The organism is Arthrobacter sp. YN, assembly GCF_002224285.1.
In the GTDB taxonomy this organism is placed as follows: Bacteria; Actinomycetota; Actinomycetes; order Actinomycetales; family Micrococcaceae; genus Arthrobacter.
The window spans coordinates 1912801-1930507 of record NZ_CP022436.1; the positions used below are offsets into that span (position 1 = coordinate 1912801).

Here is a 17707-nt window from a genome sequence, read left to right on the forward strand (position 1 = left end):
GTGGGACCCTCACTCGCTCCGGCTGCGGAAGCGGATATTGCCGCTACTGCGGAAGCGCCCGACGCCGGTACCTCCGAAGCCCGCAAACCCGGCTTTGAGGTACGGCTGGCCAACTTCACGGGCCCGTTCGATCTCCTGCTTGGCCTGATCTCCAAGCACAAGATGGATATCACCGAAGTGGCTTTGGCCACCGTCACCGATGAGTTCATCAAGTACATCCGCCGGCTCCAGGAACTGGGGGAGGACTGGGCGCTTGACGAAGCCAGCGAGTTCCTGGTCATCGCCGCCACTCTGCTGGATCTCAAGGCCGCGCGCCTTCTGCCGGCCGGTGAGGTGGAGGACGCCGAGGATATTGCGCTCCTCGAGGCGAGGGACCTCCTGTTCGCCCGCCTACTGCAGTACAAGGCCTTCAAGCAGATAGCCGGGATCCTGGGCGAAACGCTGGAACAGGAAGCGCGTCGTTATCCGCGCCAGGTTGCTTTGGAAGGCCATTTCGCCGCGCTGCTGCCCGAGCTCGTATGGCGCCATACCCCGGAGCAGTTCGCGGAACTTGCCGCCAAGGCGCTGAAACCCAAGGATGCGGCTCCGGAAAAGGTGGGCCTGGACCATCTCCACGCTCCGCCGGTGAGCGTCAAGGAGCAGGCCGAGATCATGGGATACCGCCTGAAACTGGGCGCGCCCTTGTCCTTCCAGACGTTGATAGCCGACGCAGAAACCACCCTGGTGGTCGTGGCACGCTTCCTGGCATTGTTGGAAATGTTCCGGGACCGGGTGGTGGCTTTCGAACAGCCGGAACCCTTGGCGGAGTTGACTGTTCGGTGGACGGGCGAGGACGCCGCGTGGGACAGTTCCAGCCTGAGTGAAGAGTATGAGACTGGCGTGGGGCCGGAAAACGGAGAGAACAGCAGTGAATGAGCAGGAAACGGCCCAGGAGGGGCTGGCGGACCTGGAAGCGCTGCCCGGCGGTGCGCGGGCAGCGTTGGAGGCAGTGCTCATGGTCATCGACGAGCCTGCTACGTCGGAAGAGTTGGCCGCCGGACTCAACGTGACGGTCTCCGTCGTCGAGGATCTGCTGCATGACCTGCAACGGGAGTATAGCGGCTATACTGTTAAAGCCCCGGACGTGGATGCTGTCGGCTTTGCCGATGCCAGCACTGCACCCCGGGGTTTTGAATTGCGGAATGTCGCCGGCGGGTGGCGCATCTATTCACGGTCGGATTTCGCCGACATCGTGGGCAGGTTCGTGCTCGAAGGGCAGACCTCCAGGCTCACTCAAGCAGCGCTTGAAACCCTGGCAGTCATTGCCTACCGGCAACCGGTCTCCAGGGCCCGGGTGTCTGCCATTCGCGGCGTCAACGTCGATTCGGTAGTCCGGACCCTCACCCAACGGGGTTTGATCGAGGACTCCGGAAACGATCCCGAATCCGGGGCTGTCCTGTACCGGACAACCTCGTATTTCCTGGAGCGGATGGGCATCGGCTCAGTGGCTGAACTGCCACAGCTTTCGCCGCACCTTCCAGGTTTGGAAGGGATTGAGGAGTACTACGACGCCAGCCGGATGTAGCCACAGGCCACGCCCGGCACTGCAAGAGAACTTCATATGGATTCACGGCACCTTCAGGGTGCACAGCGACAAGGGGCAGACGATGTCTGCCCGGCTGGCTAGTGTTGATTGCAGCACGCAAAGCCGGCCATTACTACACAAGGACGGGTCATGACACAGGCGGGACGCCAGAGTTCACCACGTAACAGTTCGGGACGCAACAGTTCTGGACGCAATGAGGCCAAGGGCGGCGCAGGCCGCCCCAACGCCGGCGGCTTCTCCGGCCGCGGCGGCAGCGCCGGCGCTGGAAAGCGCAACTTCACCCAGGGCGAGGGCCGCCCCTTCAAGGCTCCGAAGCCGCGCGAAGCGGCACCTTTCGATCCTGACAACCCCACAACTGCGGGCGACTTCGACCGTGGCCAGGCAGCCAGGCCCGCGAAGCCCTTCCGCAAGCCCGGCTCCAACAAGCCCGGCTTTGGCAAGGCACCCGGTACGCCGGGCGCACTGAAGCCCAAGGCCAAGCCCGCCAGGCAGTACGGGTCCAAGGCATTCGGCAGCGAACGATTCGGCCAGAACCTCGGTCCCATCCGCAAGCCAGGCCGCAACCGCGGTCCGCGCCAGGAAGTCCCGCAGTCGGACCTTCACGATGTTGACGGCGTACGCCTGCAGAAGGTCATGGCCCAAGCCGGCGTGGCTTCACGCCGCGTCTGTGAGGAAATGATCCTCGAGGGACGCGTCGAGGTTGATGGCGTAGTGACCACCGAGCTTGGTATGCGCGTGGACCCCACGGCTGCCGTGATCCACGTCGATGGCATCCGGATCCAGCTCGACGAAACCCTCGTCTACATGGTCTTCAACAAGCCCAAGGGCGTCGTCTCCACCATGGAGGACCCCGAAGGCCGTCCCTGCATCAGTGACTTCCTGAAGAACAACAAGAACAAGGGCGAACGCCTGTTCCACGTTGGCCGTCTCGATGTCGCCACTGAGGGGCTGCTGCTGCTGACGAACGACGGCGAACTCGCCAACCGCTTGACGCACCCTTCCTATGAGGTACCCAAGACGTACCTCGTCCAGGTGCGTGGCCCGTTCCCGCAGGGCGTGGGCGCGAAGCTGAAGAACGGCGTCGAGCTCGAAGACGGTGTTGCCGCAGTGGACTCGTTCCGGTTGGTGGACTCCACCCCGGGCCACGTCCTCATCGAGGTTGTGCTCCACTCAGGCAAGAACCGCATCGTGCGCCGTATGTTTGACGCCGTCGGGTTCCCGGTGGAGCGTCTTGTCCGCGTGAAGGTCGGTCCCATTGGCTTGGGCGACCAGCGCCAGGGCAGCATCCGCAACCTCGGCAGGCAGGAAGTCGGACACCTCCTGGCATCTGTAGGGCTCTAGGGCATGTCGGCATTCGGTACGCACGGCCGGGGCCATCTCGATGGCCCGGTCGTCGTTCTCGGTACAGGCCTGCTGGGGGCCAGCATTGGCCTCGGCCTGCGCGGTCGCGGAGTTCCGGTCTTCCTGTCCGATCCTTCGCCCACCAATCAGGCGGTCGCGGTGGATATCGGAGCGGGACGTCCGTTGGGCGAGTTGGGCGAAGAACCCCAGCTGGTAGTCGTCGCGGCTCCGCCGGACGTTACAGCCGACGTCGTGCAGAAGGCTCTGGCAGACTATCCGTCCGCCGTCGTGGTTGACATCGCGAGCGTGAAAGCGACCATTCAGGCGCAGCTGCGCGAGCGTGGTGTGGACCTGTCCCGCTATGTGGGGACGCATCCTATGGCCGGCCGAGAGAAGTCAGGTCCAGTTGCTGCCCGGGGAGAGCTTTTCACCTCCATGCCGTGGGTTGTTTGCCCGTCCGGGGAAACCTCCGATGCTGCGCTTCAGGCTGCCCGTTCGCTGGCCGGGGATCTTGGGGCAATCGTCTCCCAGTTCACGGCAGACGAACACGATGAGGCTGTGGCACTGGTATCGCATTTGCCGCAGATCATGTCCTCCCTGCTGGCCAGCCGGCTGCAAGGTACACCCCTGCATGCCCTTTCCTTGGCTGGCAACGGGCTCCGGGACACCACCCGCATCGCCGCCAGCGATCCCACCCTTTGGGTGCAGATCCTGGGCGGCAACGCGGAGAAGGTGGTTTCCATCCTGCACGGCGTCCGCGAGGACCTGAACCGCTTGATCGGAACGCTCGAAGAGCCGCTGGCGCCCGGCGCCCGGCTGGATCTTGCGCAGTTGATCAGTGAAGGCAATGCAGGGCAGGCGAGGATCCCGGGCAAGCACGGCGGACCTCCGCAGGCTTACTCGTGGCTCACCATCCTGGTGGACGACACACCGGGCCAGATCGCCCGCCTCCTCACGGAGATCGGCGAGATTGGCGTGAACCTCGAAGACCTCCGGCTCGACCATTCGTCGGGACAAAACGTGGGCATGGTGGAGCTCTCCGTGCTTCCCAGCAAGCATGACCTCCTTGTTGAAGCTTTGACTGACCGTGGATGGCGGGTACTCCAGTAATGACGCGTGAATTTTTTGGACCGGAGACGGTAGCCCGCCCGGGCAAGCCGCTGGTGATTGCCATCGACGGCCCGTCCGGATCGGGTAAATCCAGCGTCAGCAAGGAAGTTGCCCGGCGCTTGAAGCTGGCTTACCTGGATACGGGTGCCATGTACCGGGCCCTGACCTGGTACTGCCTCAAGACCGGCGTTGACCTCCAGGATGGCGCAGCAGTGGAGCAGGCTTCCAAGGCCATGCCTTTGGAGATCAGCACCAGCACCGCTACGGAGTATGTGGCAGTGGATGGCACCGACGTCACGGACGAAATCCGGGATCCCCTGATCTCCTCGTCCGTCAGCGCTGTTGCTACTACGCTCGGTGCCCGCACCGAGCTCATCCGCCGCCAACGGGAGCTGATCGACCAGCACCACCACCGCATGGTGGTGGAGGGACGCGACATCACTACCGTCGTCGTCCCCAATGCCGAGGTCCGCATGCTGCTGACCGCCAGCGAGGAAGCACGGCTTCGACGCCGCGGCATCCAGCTGGGTGGCACCCAGAGCAAAGAGCAGTTGGCAGCCCAAGTCATCCAGCGTGACGCCAAGGACTCCACGGTGGTGAACTTCACCCAGGCAGCTGATGGCGTGGTGACGCTCGACTCCTCGGACCTGAACTTCGAGGAAACAGTGGAGACCGCCCTGGCGATTGTCAGCAAGGTGATCTATGGCGACTAAGGAAAAGGGACACGGGCTTCCCGCTCCGTGGACCAAAGTGTGGAGCCGCCCCGTCGGGTGGTTCCTGGACCACGTCATGTACCGGACCGTCGTGACGGGCAAAGGCAACGTTCCCGCCGGTGGGCCGGTGATTTTCGCCGCGAACCATATCAGCTTCCTCGATGGGCCCGTGATGTTCGGAGCCTCCCCGCGGCCCATGCACATCCTCGTTAAGAAAGAGATGTTCAGGGGCTTCCTTGGATCTGTCCTGCGGGGCTCCGGACAGATTCCGGTGGACCGTTCGGGGGATCGTGCCGCCCTGCATCTCGGCAAGCAACTGCTCGACGACGGCCGTTGCGTCGGGATTCTTCCGGAAGGCACACGGGGAGCGGTGCAGCCGACAACATCAGCAACGGGGTTGCCTGGCTTGCCATCAACTCCGGAGCAACAGTCATACCGGTCGCCATTCTCGGAACCCGCCAGGGCGACGAGCACCGCGACCATATCCCCAAACCACGCCGCAAGCTCCACGTGAGCTTCGGCGAACCCATCACGGTGAAGCGCCGGAAGGGCGAACCGGGGCGTGTTTCAATGGACAGGGCGGCTGCGGAAATCCGTGAAGCCCTGGCCGACCACGTCCAGGATGCCATCCGGGCCACAGGCCAGGGCCTTCCCCAGGATCCTGCGCCCGGAGAATCCACTCCGCAGCACCGCCATACAGCAGTAGCCGGGACGCCGGCAGACCACCCCTAAGGAAAGTGCAATGAGCGATACGACTCAAAAATCCGGCCTCCACGGAGCCGGCGACGACGAATACACGCCCACCGGCACCGACCAGGTGGCTGAAAACCTGGCTGCCCTGGACGATGACGAGGCCGAGCTCCGCGCGGCCACCCTCCGGGCCGGCCTGGACGACTACGATCTCGACGACGAAGATGCCGCTCTTCTCAGCGGTGAGTACGGCGACGAAGGCGATGAAGGTCCCCTCAAGCTGGACCCAGTCCTGGCCATCATCGGCCGCCCGAACGTGGGCAAGTCCACGTTGGTCAACCGCATCCTGGGCCGGCGCGAAGCCGTTGTTGAGGACACCCCGGGCGTTACCCGCGACCGCGTCATGTACTCGGCCCGCTGGAATGGCCGCAACTTCACCTTGGTTGATACCGGTGGATGGGAGCACGATGCCAAGGGCATCCACGCCCGCGTAGCCGAGCAGGCCGAGATGGCCGTTGAGCTTGCTGACGCCGTTCTCTTTGTGGTGGATTCCGCCGTTGGCGCCACGGCCACGGACGAGGGCGTCATGAAGATGCTGCGCAAGAGCAAGAAGCCGGTCATCATGGTGGCCAACAAGGTGGACGACTTCGCACAGGAAGCTGACTCGGCAACGCTGTGGGGCTTGGGCTTCGGCGAACCGTACCCGGTATCGGCACTGCACGGACGTGGCGTTGCCGACCTCCTGGACCACGTCATGGATACCCTTCCCGAGTTCTCCCTGGTGGAAGGCGTTGAGCGCTCCGGCGGTCCGCGCCGTATCGCCTTGATCGGCCGCCCGAACGTTGGCAAGTCCTCGCTGCTGAACAAGCTTGCAGGCTCTGAGCGCGTCGTGGTGGATCCGCTGGCCGGGACCACGCGTGACCCTGTAGACGAATTCATCGAACTTGGCGACCGCACCTGGCGTTTCGTGGACACCGCAGGTATCCGCCGCCGCCAGCACATGGCCCAGGGCGCCGATTTCTACGCTTCCCTGCGGACGCAGGCCGCGCTCGAAAAGGCGGAGGTCGCCGTCGTGCTTCTTGCCGTCGATGAGGTCCTCAGCGAGCAGGATGTCCGCATCCTCCAGCTGGCCATTGAATCCGGCCGTGCGTTGGTCCTCGCCTTCAACAAGTGGGACCTGCTGGACGACGAACGCCGCCGCTACCTGGAACGCGAAATCGAGCAGGACCTGGCGCACGTTGAGTGGGCGCCCCGCGTCAACATCTCCGCCAAGACCGGCTGGCACAAGGACCGCCTGGTTCCTGCCCTGGACATCGCACTGGAGAGCTGGGACCGCCGCATCCCCACGGGGCGCCTCAACGCGTTCCTGGGCGAGCTCGTCGCTGCGCACCCGCACCCGGTCCGGGGTGGCAAGCAGCCCCGCATCCTCTTCGGCACCCAGGCTTCCAGCCGCCCGCCGAAGTTCGTGCTCTTCACCACCGGGTTCCTGGATCCCGGATACCGTCGCTTCATCACGCGTCGCCTCCGCGAGACGTTCGGCTTTGAGGGCACGCCCATCGAGGTCAACATGCGCGTCCGCGAGAAGCGTGGCAAGAAGCGCTAAGTGAGACGGGCATCACAGCCGGGATTGGCTGTGATGGCGTCTCCGACCTCCAACTTCGTGTAAGCTTTTGGAGGTGGTTCGGCCGGACTGCTTAGGTGGGACTCTTCGGAGGAAAACTTAGGCGGAGAACGGTGGAACCAGCGGGCTGTAGCGCAGCTTGGTAGCGCACTTGACTGGGGGTCAAGGGGTCGCAGGTTCAAATCCTGTCAGCCCGACAATGAAGGACCGGAATCACGCGGAAACGCGGGATTCCGGTCCTTTTTTGTGTCCGGCTTTGTTCGTTTCACCCGGCGTTCAGCGTCGGGTGAAACGAAGGAAGGGCGGGGTAAAGCTAAACCCTCTGCAGCGCGCCGAGTGCCCGCACCAACGGTTCAAGCTCCGGCACGGATTCGGCGGCTTCAAGGGCGGAGGCCAGCGTCTCATCATGTACAGGCTTGGCGTCCTCGAGCAGCTTCTGGCCGGTCACTGTGAGCTCGGTGTAGATGCCACGGCGGTCGTCGGCGCACAGGATGCGGGTGAGCAGTCCGCGGTCCTCCAGGCGGTTGACCAGGCGGGTGGTGGCACTGCTGGAAAGGGCAGTGGCGCGGGCCAGTTGCTGCATCCGCATATGCCAGCCGTCCTGGCGGCTCAGGGCATCCAACACCGTGTACTCCACTACCGACAGGTCGCTTGAGGCCTGGAGTGCCTTCTCCAGTTCCGCCTCGATGCTTCCGTGCAGGGCGGCAAGGGTCCGCCAACCCTGCGCCCGTACTTCTACGGCGTCATCCTTGATGCCCATGTTTGCTGTGCTCCTGACTTGATGTCGTGTAGATAGAGACGCCGGAAACTAGTTGTTTGCGCAAGTATCTAGCGTGTGCAACTATATATAGAGCGTCTGCAACTATATTCTACGGTTCCTGGCGGCGCACTTCCACTTCACGCGGGAACCAACCATCTAAGGAGCTCCACATGCCCGCAGGGTTGATTGCCCTTGCCCTCGGCGGATTCGGCATCGGACTGACCGAATTCGTGATCATGGGCCTCTTGCCCGAGGTTGCCGCCGATTTCCAGGTCAGCGAGGCTTCGGCCGGCTGGTTCATCTCCGGCTATGCCCTCAGCGTCACGGTGGGGGCCCTCCTGGTCACCGCCGCCGTCACCAGGCTGCCGCGCAAGCCTGTTCTCATTGGCCTCCTCGTTCTGTTCATTGCGGGCAACTTCCTGTCCGCCATCGCCGACAGCTATACGGCAATGCTCCTGGGACGCATTGTCGCCGCGCTCTGCCACGGCGCCTTCTTCGGCATCGGTTCGGTGGTGGCGGCCAGCCTGGTTCCGGCCCACAAGAAAGCCGGAGCCATCGCCATCATGTTCACAGGCCTCACCGCCGCGAATGTCCTGGGGGTGCCGTTCGGAACCTTGCTCGGCCAGAACTTTGGCTGGCGTTCAACGTTTTGGGCCATCACCATCATTGGTGTGATCGCCCTGGTGGGAATCGCACTGATGGTTCCCAAGGCTTCCACTGAGCCCACCAAGGGACTGCGCAGTGAACTCGGTGCCTTCAAGTCCGGCCAGGTGTGGCTTTCGATTACCGTGACCGTTCTCGGATTCGGGGGCATGTTCGGTGCCTTTACGTACATCGCGTTTACGCTGACGGAAGTATCCGGATTCGAGTCCGGGGCTGTGCCATGGCTCCTGGTGCTCTTCGGCGGCGGCCTGTTTGCTGGCAACTTCCTGGGCGGCAAGGCTGCCGACAAGGCCCTCGACACCTCACTCATTGCCATCCTCGCCGGGCTCGTCGTAGTGCTGGTCTTCTTTGCGCTTACAGCGTCCAGCAGTATCGCCACACTGGTATCCCTTGCGCTGATGGGCGGCTTTGGGTTCGCCACAGTTCCAGGTCTCCAGATGCGGGTCATGCACTTCGCGTCTACTGCACCTACGCTGGCGTCCGGCGCAAACATCGGGGCCTTCAACCTGGGTAACGCGCTCGGAGCGTGGCTGGGCGGCGTGACCATCACCGCTGGCCTCGGCTACACCTCGCCCATCTGGGCCGGTGCCGGCATTACCGTCGCTGCGTTGCTCGTCATGGTCTTTGCTGCCGCTGCCGCAAGGCGCGGGGGAGTTGCGGCAGTTGCTGCAACGCCCGACGTCGAACGCGAGCCACGCGGGGCCACCGTCGCCTGACGTGTGCCGACGCCAAAAGAAGCCCGCCACGGATTGTTCCGTGGCGGGCTTCGTGTTCTGTGGGTGACCTAGGCGCTTGGCGCGGGTCCCTGCGTCTCCGCTGCTGCGGTTTTCGCCGCCTTGACGCGCTGGTTCTCCGCCTGCTTCAGCGCCTTCATTTGTTTGCCCCGCCGCCGCCAAAGAGCCCACAGGACTGTGACGGCGATGAAGACCACCACTGCTGCAATGGCAGAAACGGCAGTCCAGGTTGTAAAGAAGCCGGCGTCCACGCTCAACGTCCGCTGGCCTGCGTGGGCTGATTCCGTGGTTCCAAAGGCAATGCCGGCCGTCAGGAGGTTCGGGGTGGCGATGGCAACTGCTACCAGGAGAATGGCGATCTTCCACGGCCAGGCGACTGCCTTGCGGGTGGCTTGCCAGGCCACAAGGAGGGGAATGAAGGTGAAAACAAAACCGTAGAACATGCCCACCAGGACACTGGCTCCGAGATCCCGCTTGATCTGACCGGCAATGACATCGGACCACCAGCGGGGGAGAATGGCCCCCAGGATAAAGTAGGCGGCCACTGCGGCAAGCAATGCCACCAGTATCAGGATTATTTTGACGCCCCAATTGCGCTTTTTCCGAGCTGGCACTTGTGCTTGTTCAGTCATGGGTCAATCATGGCAGAGACCCCCTTGGGCGCAGGGGAAATGTGCCTATACTTTCAGCGGTGGCCACCAGTGCGGGCCGCCGTCGAGGTTCGTCATTGTCCCGATGAAAGGCCACCCGTGAGCAATATTCCAGAAGATCTTTCCTATACCGCGGAGCACGAATGGGTTACCGCTCCCGATGCCGAAGGCGTTGTGCGGATTGGTATAACCGACTTTGCGCAGGATGCCCTGGGTGACGTCGTCTACGCCCAGATGCCTGAGCCCGGGACAAAGGTCACCGGCAATGAGGTGGTGGGGGAAGTTGAGTCCACCAAGAGCGTCAGCGACATCTATGCCCCGGTGAGCGGCGAGGTCATTAATCGCAATGACGCGTTGGACACCGATCCTGCACTGATTAACTCGGATCCATACGGTGAAGGGTGGCTCATTGAGGTCAAGCTCGCAGAAGCAGATGCAGTGGATTCCCTGCTCAGTGCATCAGAGTACGAACAACAGGTAGGCTAAAGTTATCTGGCCCGCCAGGCTGAATTTCCTTAGCGGGAAAAGCGCGACGGCGGGCCAGCAACCGATTTGCCCGGCGGTACCGGGATGCGGAAGTGGCTGGCAGGTTTTTGAACTGCCGGCAGATGAGGAGGAAATTCCATGGTTGGCGGCGAACAGAATCAAGCCAATGTCGGGAACGGCGCGGAGGAACAGCCTACGTCGGAGACCACCTCCATCAGCATCACGCCAACGTGGGACGAGCCAAGCATCGCCCCCAAGTTGGCCCCTGAAGAGCGCGCATCCGTGGAAGCACTTCCGCCCAACTCGGCTTTGCTCATTGCCCACAGCGGGCCCAACGCCGGAGCGCGGTTCCTTTTGGATGCGGACACCACCACTGCGGGCCGGCACCCGGACGCGGACATCTTCCTGGATGACGTCACGGTGTCCCGCAAGCACGTCCAGTTCCTTCGCACGGCGTCAGGCTTCGAACTGGTGGACATGGGCAGCCTCAACGGTACATATGTCAACCACGACCGCGTTGACCGCGTGCACCTGAAGAGTGGCAACGAGGTACAGATCGGCAAGTTCCGGTTGACCTACTACCTGAGCCCTGTCCGCGCAGCAGGCCAAGTCTGACGGGGTACCTGCCTGTGGCTATCGCCCAGCCGGACCGCCGCGGACCGCAGGTCCTGAACATTGGGGAAGTCCTCGCCCAGTTGAGTGACGACTTCCCTGGAATGACTGCGTCGAAGATCCGTTTCCTGGAGGAAAAGGGACTCATCAATCCCCAGCGGACCGCTGCAGGCTACAGACAGTATGCGGACAGTGACGTCGAGCGCCTCCGGTTCGTCCTGGCACTGCAGCGCGATCAGTACCTTCCGCTGAAAGTCATCAAAGATTACCTGGACGCCATCGATCGCGGAGAGCGCCCGGAGAATCTGCCACCCGGCGTGACGGTGGCGCCCCAGGCCGTCTCGGCCGGAATGGCTGCCGAGAGGCAAGGAAGGGCGCGGGCGCTGACCGAGGAGCAGTTGCGCTCTGAGTCGGGAGCGAGCGTGCCGTTGCTGGAATCACTGTTGAGCTTTGGGCTCATCAGCCACGTCGGCGGTCGCTTCGATGAACACGCCCTCCAAGTGGCACGGGCCTGCGTGCAGTTGGAAGGGCACGGCCTCGAACCGCGGCACCTTCGTCCTTTCCAGGCTGCGGCAGACCGTGAGTTCGGCTTGGTGGAACGGGCCGTAGCGCCTCTGACGTCCCGCCGCGACGCCGCGTCCCAAGCCCGCGCAGCAGAAGCTGCCCGTGAGATCAGTGAGCTCTGCCTCACCCTTCACAGGGCGCTCGTCCATGATCGCATCTCCCGGATGGACAGCTGATGATCGAAGTCGAAATCGTAGGCGTCCGCATAGAATTGCCGTCCAACCAGCCCTTGGTGCTTCTTCGCGAACTCAATGGCGAACGGCATGTGCCTATCTGGATCGGCACCCCGGAGGCCAGCGCCATCGCTTTGGCCCAGCAGGGAGTGGTTCCGCCCCGGCCCATGACGCACGACCTCCTGGTGGACGTTGTTGAATCCCTGGGGCACTCCATCATCAGCGTCAACATCGTTGCTGTTGAGGACAACATCTTTTACGGGCAACTGCAGTTCGACGACGGCACTGTGGTCAGTTCCAGGGCTTCGGACGCGCTGGCGCTGGCGCTCCGGGCCAAATGTCGAATTTGGTGCGCTGATGCCGTGATGGAAGAAGCCGGTGTTCGGATCACGGAACACGACGAAGGTGAAGACTCCGAACCGGATCCCAGTGTGGACGAAGAACGGGAAATGCGCCGCTTTCGGGAGTTCCTGGACGACGTGGAACCAGAAGACTTCGAAGGCTGAGACACCCTAAGCCTAAAGTTGAGGGTGAAAGTTTCGACACGACTGGAAATTGGGGCCAAGGTCTTTGACCTCGGCCCCCGACGGGCCTAACGTCGAAGATATCAAGTTCCCGTTGCATACACTGCCTGCGCAAGTCACACTGGAAGGTGCGGACTTGTGGGAATTACACTGCTGCATTTCAGTGTTGTGCCAGAGAATGCACCGTCCCCAAGGGAACTGAGAACAAGGAGGTCACGTGAGTCCGAAAGGCGAAGCAGGCGAGCTGAAGCAGGCCTCGACCGGCATTGCTGCGCCCGCATCCGGCGCCCAAGGGTTGCTCTTCACAGAGGACCTTCCTGTGCTGGACGAGGACGCGGGCTACCGCGGTCCCACCGCATGCAAAGCCGCAGGCATCACGTACCGCCAACTCGATTACTGGGCCCGTACGGGCCTGGTGGAGCCGGCTGTGCGCGGCGCGGCCGGATCAGGATCGCAGCGGCTCTATGGGTTCCGCGACATCCTGGTTCTCAAAGTGGTCAAGCGACTCCTTGATACAGGTGTTTCCCTGCAGCAGATCCGAACCGCCGTGGAGCACCTCCGCGAGCGGGGTGTTGAGGACCTTGCGCAGATTACCCTGATGAGCGACGGCGCGAGTGTCTATGAATGTACCTCTGCGGACGAAGTCATTGACCTTGTCCAAGGCGGACAGGGCGTCTTCGGCATCGCCGTTGGACGCGTATGGCGGGAAGTAGAGGGAAGCCTGGCCGCGCTTCCGAGTGAGCACGCCGTGGAGCAGTCCTTTCCCGACGACGAACTGAGCAAGCGCCGCGTGGCCCGCCGCATCAGCTGAACACCGGCACACCGCAGCAAAGCTCAAACCGCAGCAAAGCTTAAAGAGAAAGAGCCTCTTCCCGTCAGGGAGGAGGCTCTTTCCATAGGCGGAAACTCTGCGGGTCCGAGGTTGTTTTCAGCCACGCTGCATCACTTAGCGCTGGCGGCGGTCCCGCAAGGATGGCTGTCCCGCCAGGAGGCTCTCCAGAAGCGCGTCGAACAGCTTGGCGGAGTTCTTGGCCGAATCTCCGGGCCAGTGGTGCACAGAGTGGGCGGCACCCTGGATCTGCTGCCAATTCGCCTGTTCCGGAATGTGGGGAGTCAGCAGCAAGTCACCGAACATGGACTCCATCTCAGCCAGGCGGAAGGTGTGCTCGGCGGAGCCTGTACGTACCCGGTTGGCAACGATGCCGGCCGGAGCCAGATGGGGAGCGAACTCCTGCCGGAAGAGTTGAATGGCACGCATGGTGCGTTCAGTACCGGCCACGGAAAACAGCCCGGGCTCAGCCACAAGGACCACCCGGTCACTGGCGCTCCACGCCATGCGCGTCAAGCCGTTGAGGGACGGTGGGCAGTCCACCAGCACGAGTTCGTAAGCTGTGGTGCCGGCCAGTACTGCTGAGAGTCTGCGGAGGTCGCGCCGTCCCAGGTCCGGGCGGTCGTAGATTCCAGTGAACGCCGAACCTACTGCGACATCCAGGGTGCCGTCGCTGGATCCGTTGGAGACCCAGCTGCTGCCCGCCACGTTTTCCTGGAGCCGGGCCTTCCGGGGGCTTTTGAGCATCCGGCCGATATCCAATTGCCCGCCCGGCTGGACACCCAGTGCCGTGGTGGCGTCGGCGTGGGGATCGAGATCCACTACCAGGGTAGGAATGCCGGCGGCAAGGGCCGCGGACGCCAGACCAGTGGTCACGGACGTCTTTCCCACTCCACCTTTGAGGCTGCTGATGCTGACTACTTGCACTTGAAAACCTAAAACCTAACGCCGGTTGCCGTATCGCGCTGATTCGGCTCCGGAAGCGCCGGAGCCGGGGCTTGCCGAAGCCCCCTCAACATCATATGGTGCATGGCGGCCGATTCCCGCTTTCTACGCGCCCGGCCGCGGGAGACGAAGCAGGCAATAGCACGCCATCGGATCGCGCGCACGCATATACAGCCCACATGACGATTCCTTTGTGATGGTTGCCACAAAGATTTGTGTTTGATGCTGGCGGCACTACACACTGTGACCACCGACCGATCCACCCGCAATGATGCAGGAGAAGTATGTTTTCGAAAATTCTGGTGGCCAATCGCGGCGAAATCGCGATCAGGGCGTTTCGCGCTGGTTATGAACTGGGCGCCAAGACCGTAGCCGTCTTTCCGCACGAGGACCGCAACTCGATCCACCGGCAGAAGGCCGACGAAGCTTACCTGATCGGCGAGGTGGGCCACCCTGTCCGCGCCTACCTTGACGTGGAGGAGGTTGTCCGCGTCGCCAAGGAAGCCGGCGCAGACGCCATCTACCCCGGCTATGGCTTCCTCTCGGAGAACCCGGACCTCGCCCGTGCTGCGAAAGCAGCGGGAATCACTTTCGTGGGCCCGCCCGCGGAGGTGCTGGAACTCGCCGGCAACAAGGTTGCAGCCTTGGAAGCGGCCCGCAAGGCCGGTGTACCCGTCTTGAAGTCCAGCCAGCCTTCCAAGGACCTTGACGAGCTCATCGCGGCCGCAGACGAGATTGGGTTCCCCATCTTCGCCAAGGCTGTTGCCGGCGGTGGCGGACGAGGAATGCGCCGCGTTGAGACGCGCGAAGCCCTCCCTGAGGCCTTGCAGTCCGCCATGCGCGAGGCTGACGCTGCGTTCGGCGATCCCACTATGTTCCTTGAGCAGGCTGTTCTGCGTCCCCGGCACATCGAAGTGCAGATCCTGGCTGACGCCGAGGGCAATGTCATGCACCTCTTCGAACGTGACTGTTCATTGCAGCGCCGCCACCAGAAGGTGGTGGAAATCGCTCCGGCGCCAAACCTGGATGAGAACATCCGCCAGGCGCTCTACCGCGATGCCGTGGCTTTCGCGAAGGCCCTCAACTATGTCAACGCGGGAACGGTGGAGTTCCTCGTGGACACCGAGGGTGAGCGCGCCGGCCAGCACGTGTTCATCGAGATGAACCCCCGCATCCAGGTGGAGCACACGGTCACCGAGGAAATCACGGATGTGGACCTCGTACAGGCGCAGATGCGCATCGCTTCGGGTGAGACCCTGGCGGACCTTGGATTGAGCCAGGAGTCCGTTTCCATCAAGGGCGCCGCGCTGCAGTGCCGCATCACCACCGAAGACCCGGCCAACGGCTTCCGGCCGGACGTCGGAAAGATCACGGGTTACCGCTCTGCCGGCGGTGCCGGAGTCAGGCTCGACGGCGGCACCGTTTACTCGGGTGCCGAGATCAGCCCGCACTTTGACTCCATGCTGGTCAAGCTGACCTGCCGGGGCCGGGACTACCCTGCAGCAGTGGCCCGTGCCCGCCGTGGCCTCGCAGAGTTCCGTATCCGCGGCGTGTCCACCAATATCCCGTTCCTCCAGGCTGTCCTTGCGGATCCGGACTTCAACGCCGGCAACGTGGCCACGGACTTCATCGACAAGCGCCCGGAACTGCTGAAGTCGCACATCTCCGCCGACCGTGGCACCAAGCTGCTCACCTGGTTGGCTGAGGTGACTGTGAACAAGCCGAACGGCGAGCTGACGGTCCACTCAGACCCGGCCAACAAGCTGCCGGCGATCGAGGGACCGGTTCCCACCTCAGGTTCGCGCCAGAAGCTGATGGAACTCGGGCCCGAGGGCTTCGCCAAGGCCCTTCGCGAGCAGCAGGCCCTGGCTGTCACGGACACCACCTTCCGTGACGCCCACCAGTCGCTCCTGGCCACCCGCGTCCGCACCCGTGACCTCGTCGCGGCCGGTCCCGCGGTGACGGCCCTGATGCCGGAACTCCTTTCCGTGGAAGCCTGGGGCGGTGCCACGTACGATGTTGCCCTGCGTTTCCTCGGCGAGGACCCCTGGGACCGTCTGGCCGCACTGCGCCAGGCACTTCCCAACACCTGCCTCCAGATGCTCCTCCGCGGACGCAACACTGTTGGCTACACGCCGTACCCTGAGGAAGTGACTGAGGCTTTCGTTAACGAAGCAGCAGCCACCGGCATCGATATCTTCCGCATCTTCGATGCCCTCAACGATGTCAACCAGATGGCACCGGCCATCCGGGCCGTGCGGGCCACCGGAACCGCCGTCGCAGAAGTGGCACTTTGCTATACGGGCAACCTCCTTGACCCCAACGAGGACCTGTACACCCTTGACTACTATCTGGACCTCGCCCAGAAGATCGTCGACGCCGGTGCGCACATCCTCGCCATTAAGGACATGGCAGGCCTGTTGCGTCCGGCGGCCGCCACAAAACTGGTGACGGCGTTGCGCGAGCGCTTCGACCTGCCGGTGCATCTCCACACGCACGACACCGCCGGTGGGCAGCTTGCGACCCTGCTGGCTGCCGTCGAAGCCGGCGTGGACGCTGTTGACGTCGCTGCTGCCTCCCTTGCCGGGACCACCAGCCAGCCTGCGGCTTCGGCCTTGGTGGCAGCCTTGGCCAACACCCCGCGGGACACCGGCCTCAGCCTGACCAACGTCGGCGCCATGGAGCCCTACTGGGAAGCTGTCCGCCGCGTCTACGCGCCCTTCGAGTCGGGTCTGCCGGGCCCCACAGGCCGTGTCTACCAGCACGAAATCCCGGGCGGCCAGCTGTCCAACCTTCGCCAGCAGGCTATAGCCCTGGGGCTGGGGGAGCAGTTCGAAGCCATTGAGGACATGTACACCGCTGCCGACCGCATCCTGGGCCGGCTGGTCAAGGTGACGCCTTCCTCCAAGGTGGTGGGTGACCTCGCCCTGCACCTGGTTGGCTTGAACGCTGATCCGGCGGACTTCAACGAGAACCCGCAGAACTACGACATCCCGGACTCCGTGATCGGCTTCCTGTCCGGCGAACTCGGAGATCCTCCTGGAGGCTGGCCCGAGCCGTTCCGTACCAAGGCACTGCAGGGCCGCAGCGTCAAGGTCCGCGATGTGGATATCAGCGCCGAAGACAGCGCTGCGCTCAAGGCTGATTCCAAGACGCGCCAGCACACGCTCAACCGTTTGCTCTTCGCGGGTCCCACCAAGGACTACCTGAAGAGTGTGGAGACCTACGGCAACATCTCCGTGCTGGACACCCGTGACTACCTCTACGGTTTCCAGCAAGGCTCAGAGCATGTGATCGAGCTGGAAAAGGGCGTTCGCCTTATTGCCCAGCTTGAAGCGGTGTCCGAAGCCGATGAGAAGGGCATGCGCACGGTGATGTGCACGCTCAACGGCCAGTCCCGCCCGGTGGTTGTCCGTGACCGTTCGGTGGTCAGCAACGTCAAGGCAGCAGAGAAGGCCGATGCTGCCCAGCCAGGCCAGATTGCAGCCCCGTTCGCAGGTGCCGTGACGGTCACGGTCAAGGCGGGCGACGTAGTCAACGCAGGCGATACGGTGGCCACCATTGAGGCCATGAAGATGGAAGCATCCATCACGACGCCGGTAGCCGGCACCGTCTCACGCTTGGCCATTTCCTCGGTGGAGCAGGTCCAGGGCGGCGACTTGCTGCTGGTGATCGGCTAGCAATCCGCCCATAAAAGTACCCCGTCC

At 63.3% G+C, this 17707-nt stretch carries 16 protein-coding genes, 1 tRNA gene and 1 pseudogene; 15 read left to right on the forward strand and 3 right to left on the reverse strand.

Annotated features, from left to right (window positions below; translation table 11 throughout):
* The 8 genes and pseudogenes from CGK93_RS08625 (at position 1) to CGK93_RS08660 (ending at position 7257) form a co-directional block, all read left to right on the forward strand.
* On the forward strand, positions 1 to 915 hold the full coding sequence (locus CGK93_RS08625; protein WP_089594469.1) for a segregation and condensation protein A: 915 nt from the start codon (positions 1 to 3) through the stop codon (positions 913 to 915).
* Entirely contained in the window at positions 908 to 1564 is a 657-nt protein-coding gene (gene scpB, locus CGK93_RS08630; protein ID WP_089594470.1) for an SMC-Scp complex subunit ScpB, read from the forward strand. Before CGK93_RS08625 ends, scpB begins: the two co-directional genes overlap by 8 nt.
* Before the next feature lie 150 nt (positions 1565 to 1714).
* Positions 1715 to 2926 carry a pseudouridine synthase gene (locus CGK93_RS08635; RefSeq protein WP_089594471.1) on the forward strand — a complete coding sequence of 404 codons (1212 nt, stop codon included), beginning with the start codon at positions 1715 to 1717 and terminating at the stop codon, positions 2924 to 2926.
* A gap of 3 nt (positions 2927 to 2929) precedes the next feature.
* Positions 2930 to 4036, forward strand: coding sequence for a prephenate dehydrogenase (locus tag CGK93_RS08640; RefSeq protein WP_089594472.1), 1107 nt, complete (start codon positions 2930 to 2932; stop codon positions 4034 to 4036).
* Positions 4036 to 4749, forward strand: a complete 714-nt coding sequence (gene cmk, locus CGK93_RS08645; RefSeq protein ID WP_089594473.1) for a (d)CMP kinase — start codon at positions 4036 to 4038, stop codon at positions 4747 to 4749. Before CGK93_RS08640 ends, cmk begins: the two co-directional genes overlap by 1 nt.
* A gap of 76 nt (positions 4750 to 4825) precedes the next feature.
* A pseudogene (locus CGK93_RS08650) lies at positions 4826 to 5481 on the forward strand (lysophospholipid acyltransferase family protein).
* 10 nt (positions 5482 to 5491) lie between these two features.
* Positions 5492 to 7042: a ribosome biogenesis GTPase Der gene (gene der / locus CGK93_RS08655; RefSeq protein ID WP_089594474.1), complete on the forward strand. Its 1551-nt coding sequence runs from the start codon at positions 5492 to 5494 to the stop codon at positions 7040 to 7042.
* Between the two features lie 141 nt (positions 7043 to 7183).
* Positions 7184 to 7257 (forward strand) — tRNA-Pro (locus CGK93_RS08660).
* Positions 7258 to 7373: 116 nt separating this feature from the next.
* Here CGK93_RS08660 and CGK93_RS08665 read toward each other — a convergent pair.
* Complete coding sequence (locus CGK93_RS08665; protein ID WP_089594475.1) at positions 7374 to 7820, reverse strand: MarR family winged helix-turn-helix transcriptional regulator; 447 nt, start codon at positions 7818 to 7820, stop codon at positions 7374 to 7376.
* Between the two features lie 170 nt (positions 7821 to 7990).
* Here CGK93_RS08665 and CGK93_RS08670 point away from each other — a divergent pair, with 170 nt between their 5' ends.
* Entirely contained in the window at positions 7991 to 9199 is a 1209-nt protein-coding gene (locus CGK93_RS08670) for an MFS transporter (RefSeq protein ID WP_089594476.1), read from the forward strand.
* A gap of 68 nt (positions 9200 to 9267) precedes the next feature.
* Here the strand turns inward: CGK93_RS08670 and CGK93_RS08675 are convergent, their stop codons facing one another.
* The gene (locus tag CGK93_RS08675) at positions 9268 to 9849 is read right to left on the reverse strand and encodes a hypothetical protein (RefSeq protein WP_089594477.1); all 582 of its coding nucleotides are present in this window, start codon (positions 9847 to 9849) and stop codon (positions 9268 to 9270) included.
* Positions 9850 to 9966: 117 nt separating this feature from the next.
* Between CGK93_RS08675 and gcvH the strand changes: the two genes are divergently transcribed.
* The 5 genes from gcvH to CGK93_RS08700 all read left to right on the forward strand — a co-directional run bounded on the left by gcvH (position 9967) and on the right by CGK93_RS08700 (position 13037).
* Positions 9967 to 10353: a glycine cleavage system protein GcvH gene (gcvH, locus tag CGK93_RS08680; protein ID WP_089594478.1), complete on the forward strand. Its 387-nt coding sequence runs from the start codon at positions 9967 to 9969 to the stop codon at positions 10351 to 10353.
* A 138-nt stretch (positions 10354 to 10491) separates the two neighbouring features.
* Positions 10492 to 10968, forward strand: a complete 477-nt coding sequence (locus CGK93_RS08685) for an FHA domain-containing protein (protein WP_089594479.1) — start codon at positions 10492 to 10494, stop codon at positions 10966 to 10968.
* Between the two features lie 20 nt (positions 10969 to 10988).
* Positions 10989 to 11705, forward strand: coding sequence for a transcriptional regulator FtsR (gene ftsR / locus CGK93_RS08690; protein ID WP_089597314.1), 717 nt, complete (start codon positions 10989 to 10991; stop codon positions 11703 to 11705).
* The gene (locus CGK93_RS08695; protein ID WP_026548570.1) at positions 11705 to 12208 is read left to right on the forward strand and encodes a bifunctional nuclease family protein; all 504 of its coding nucleotides are present in this window, start codon (positions 11705 to 11707) and stop codon (positions 12206 to 12208) included. Before ftsR ends, CGK93_RS08695 begins: the two co-directional genes overlap by 1 nt.
* Positions 12209 to 12443: 235 nt before the next feature.
* Positions 12444 to 13037, forward strand: a complete 594-nt coding sequence (locus tag CGK93_RS08700) for a MerR family transcriptional regulator (protein WP_089594480.1) — start codon at positions 12444 to 12446, stop codon at positions 13035 to 13037.
* A 135-nt stretch (positions 13038 to 13172) separates the two neighbouring features.
* Here the strand turns inward: CGK93_RS08700 and CGK93_RS08705 are convergent, their stop codons facing one another.
* Complete coding sequence (locus tag CGK93_RS08705; protein ID WP_089594481.1) at positions 13173 to 13982, reverse strand: ParA family protein; 810 nt, start codon at positions 13980 to 13982, stop codon at positions 13173 to 13175.
* 302 nt (positions 13983 to 14284) lie between these two features.
* Between CGK93_RS08705 and CGK93_RS08710 the strand changes: the two genes are divergently transcribed.
* Positions 14285 to 17680: a pyruvate carboxylase gene (locus CGK93_RS08710; RefSeq protein WP_089594482.1), complete on the forward strand. Its 3396-nt coding sequence runs from the start codon at positions 14285 to 14287 to the stop codon at positions 17678 to 17680.
* Positions 17681 to 17707 lie beyond the last annotated feature (27 nt).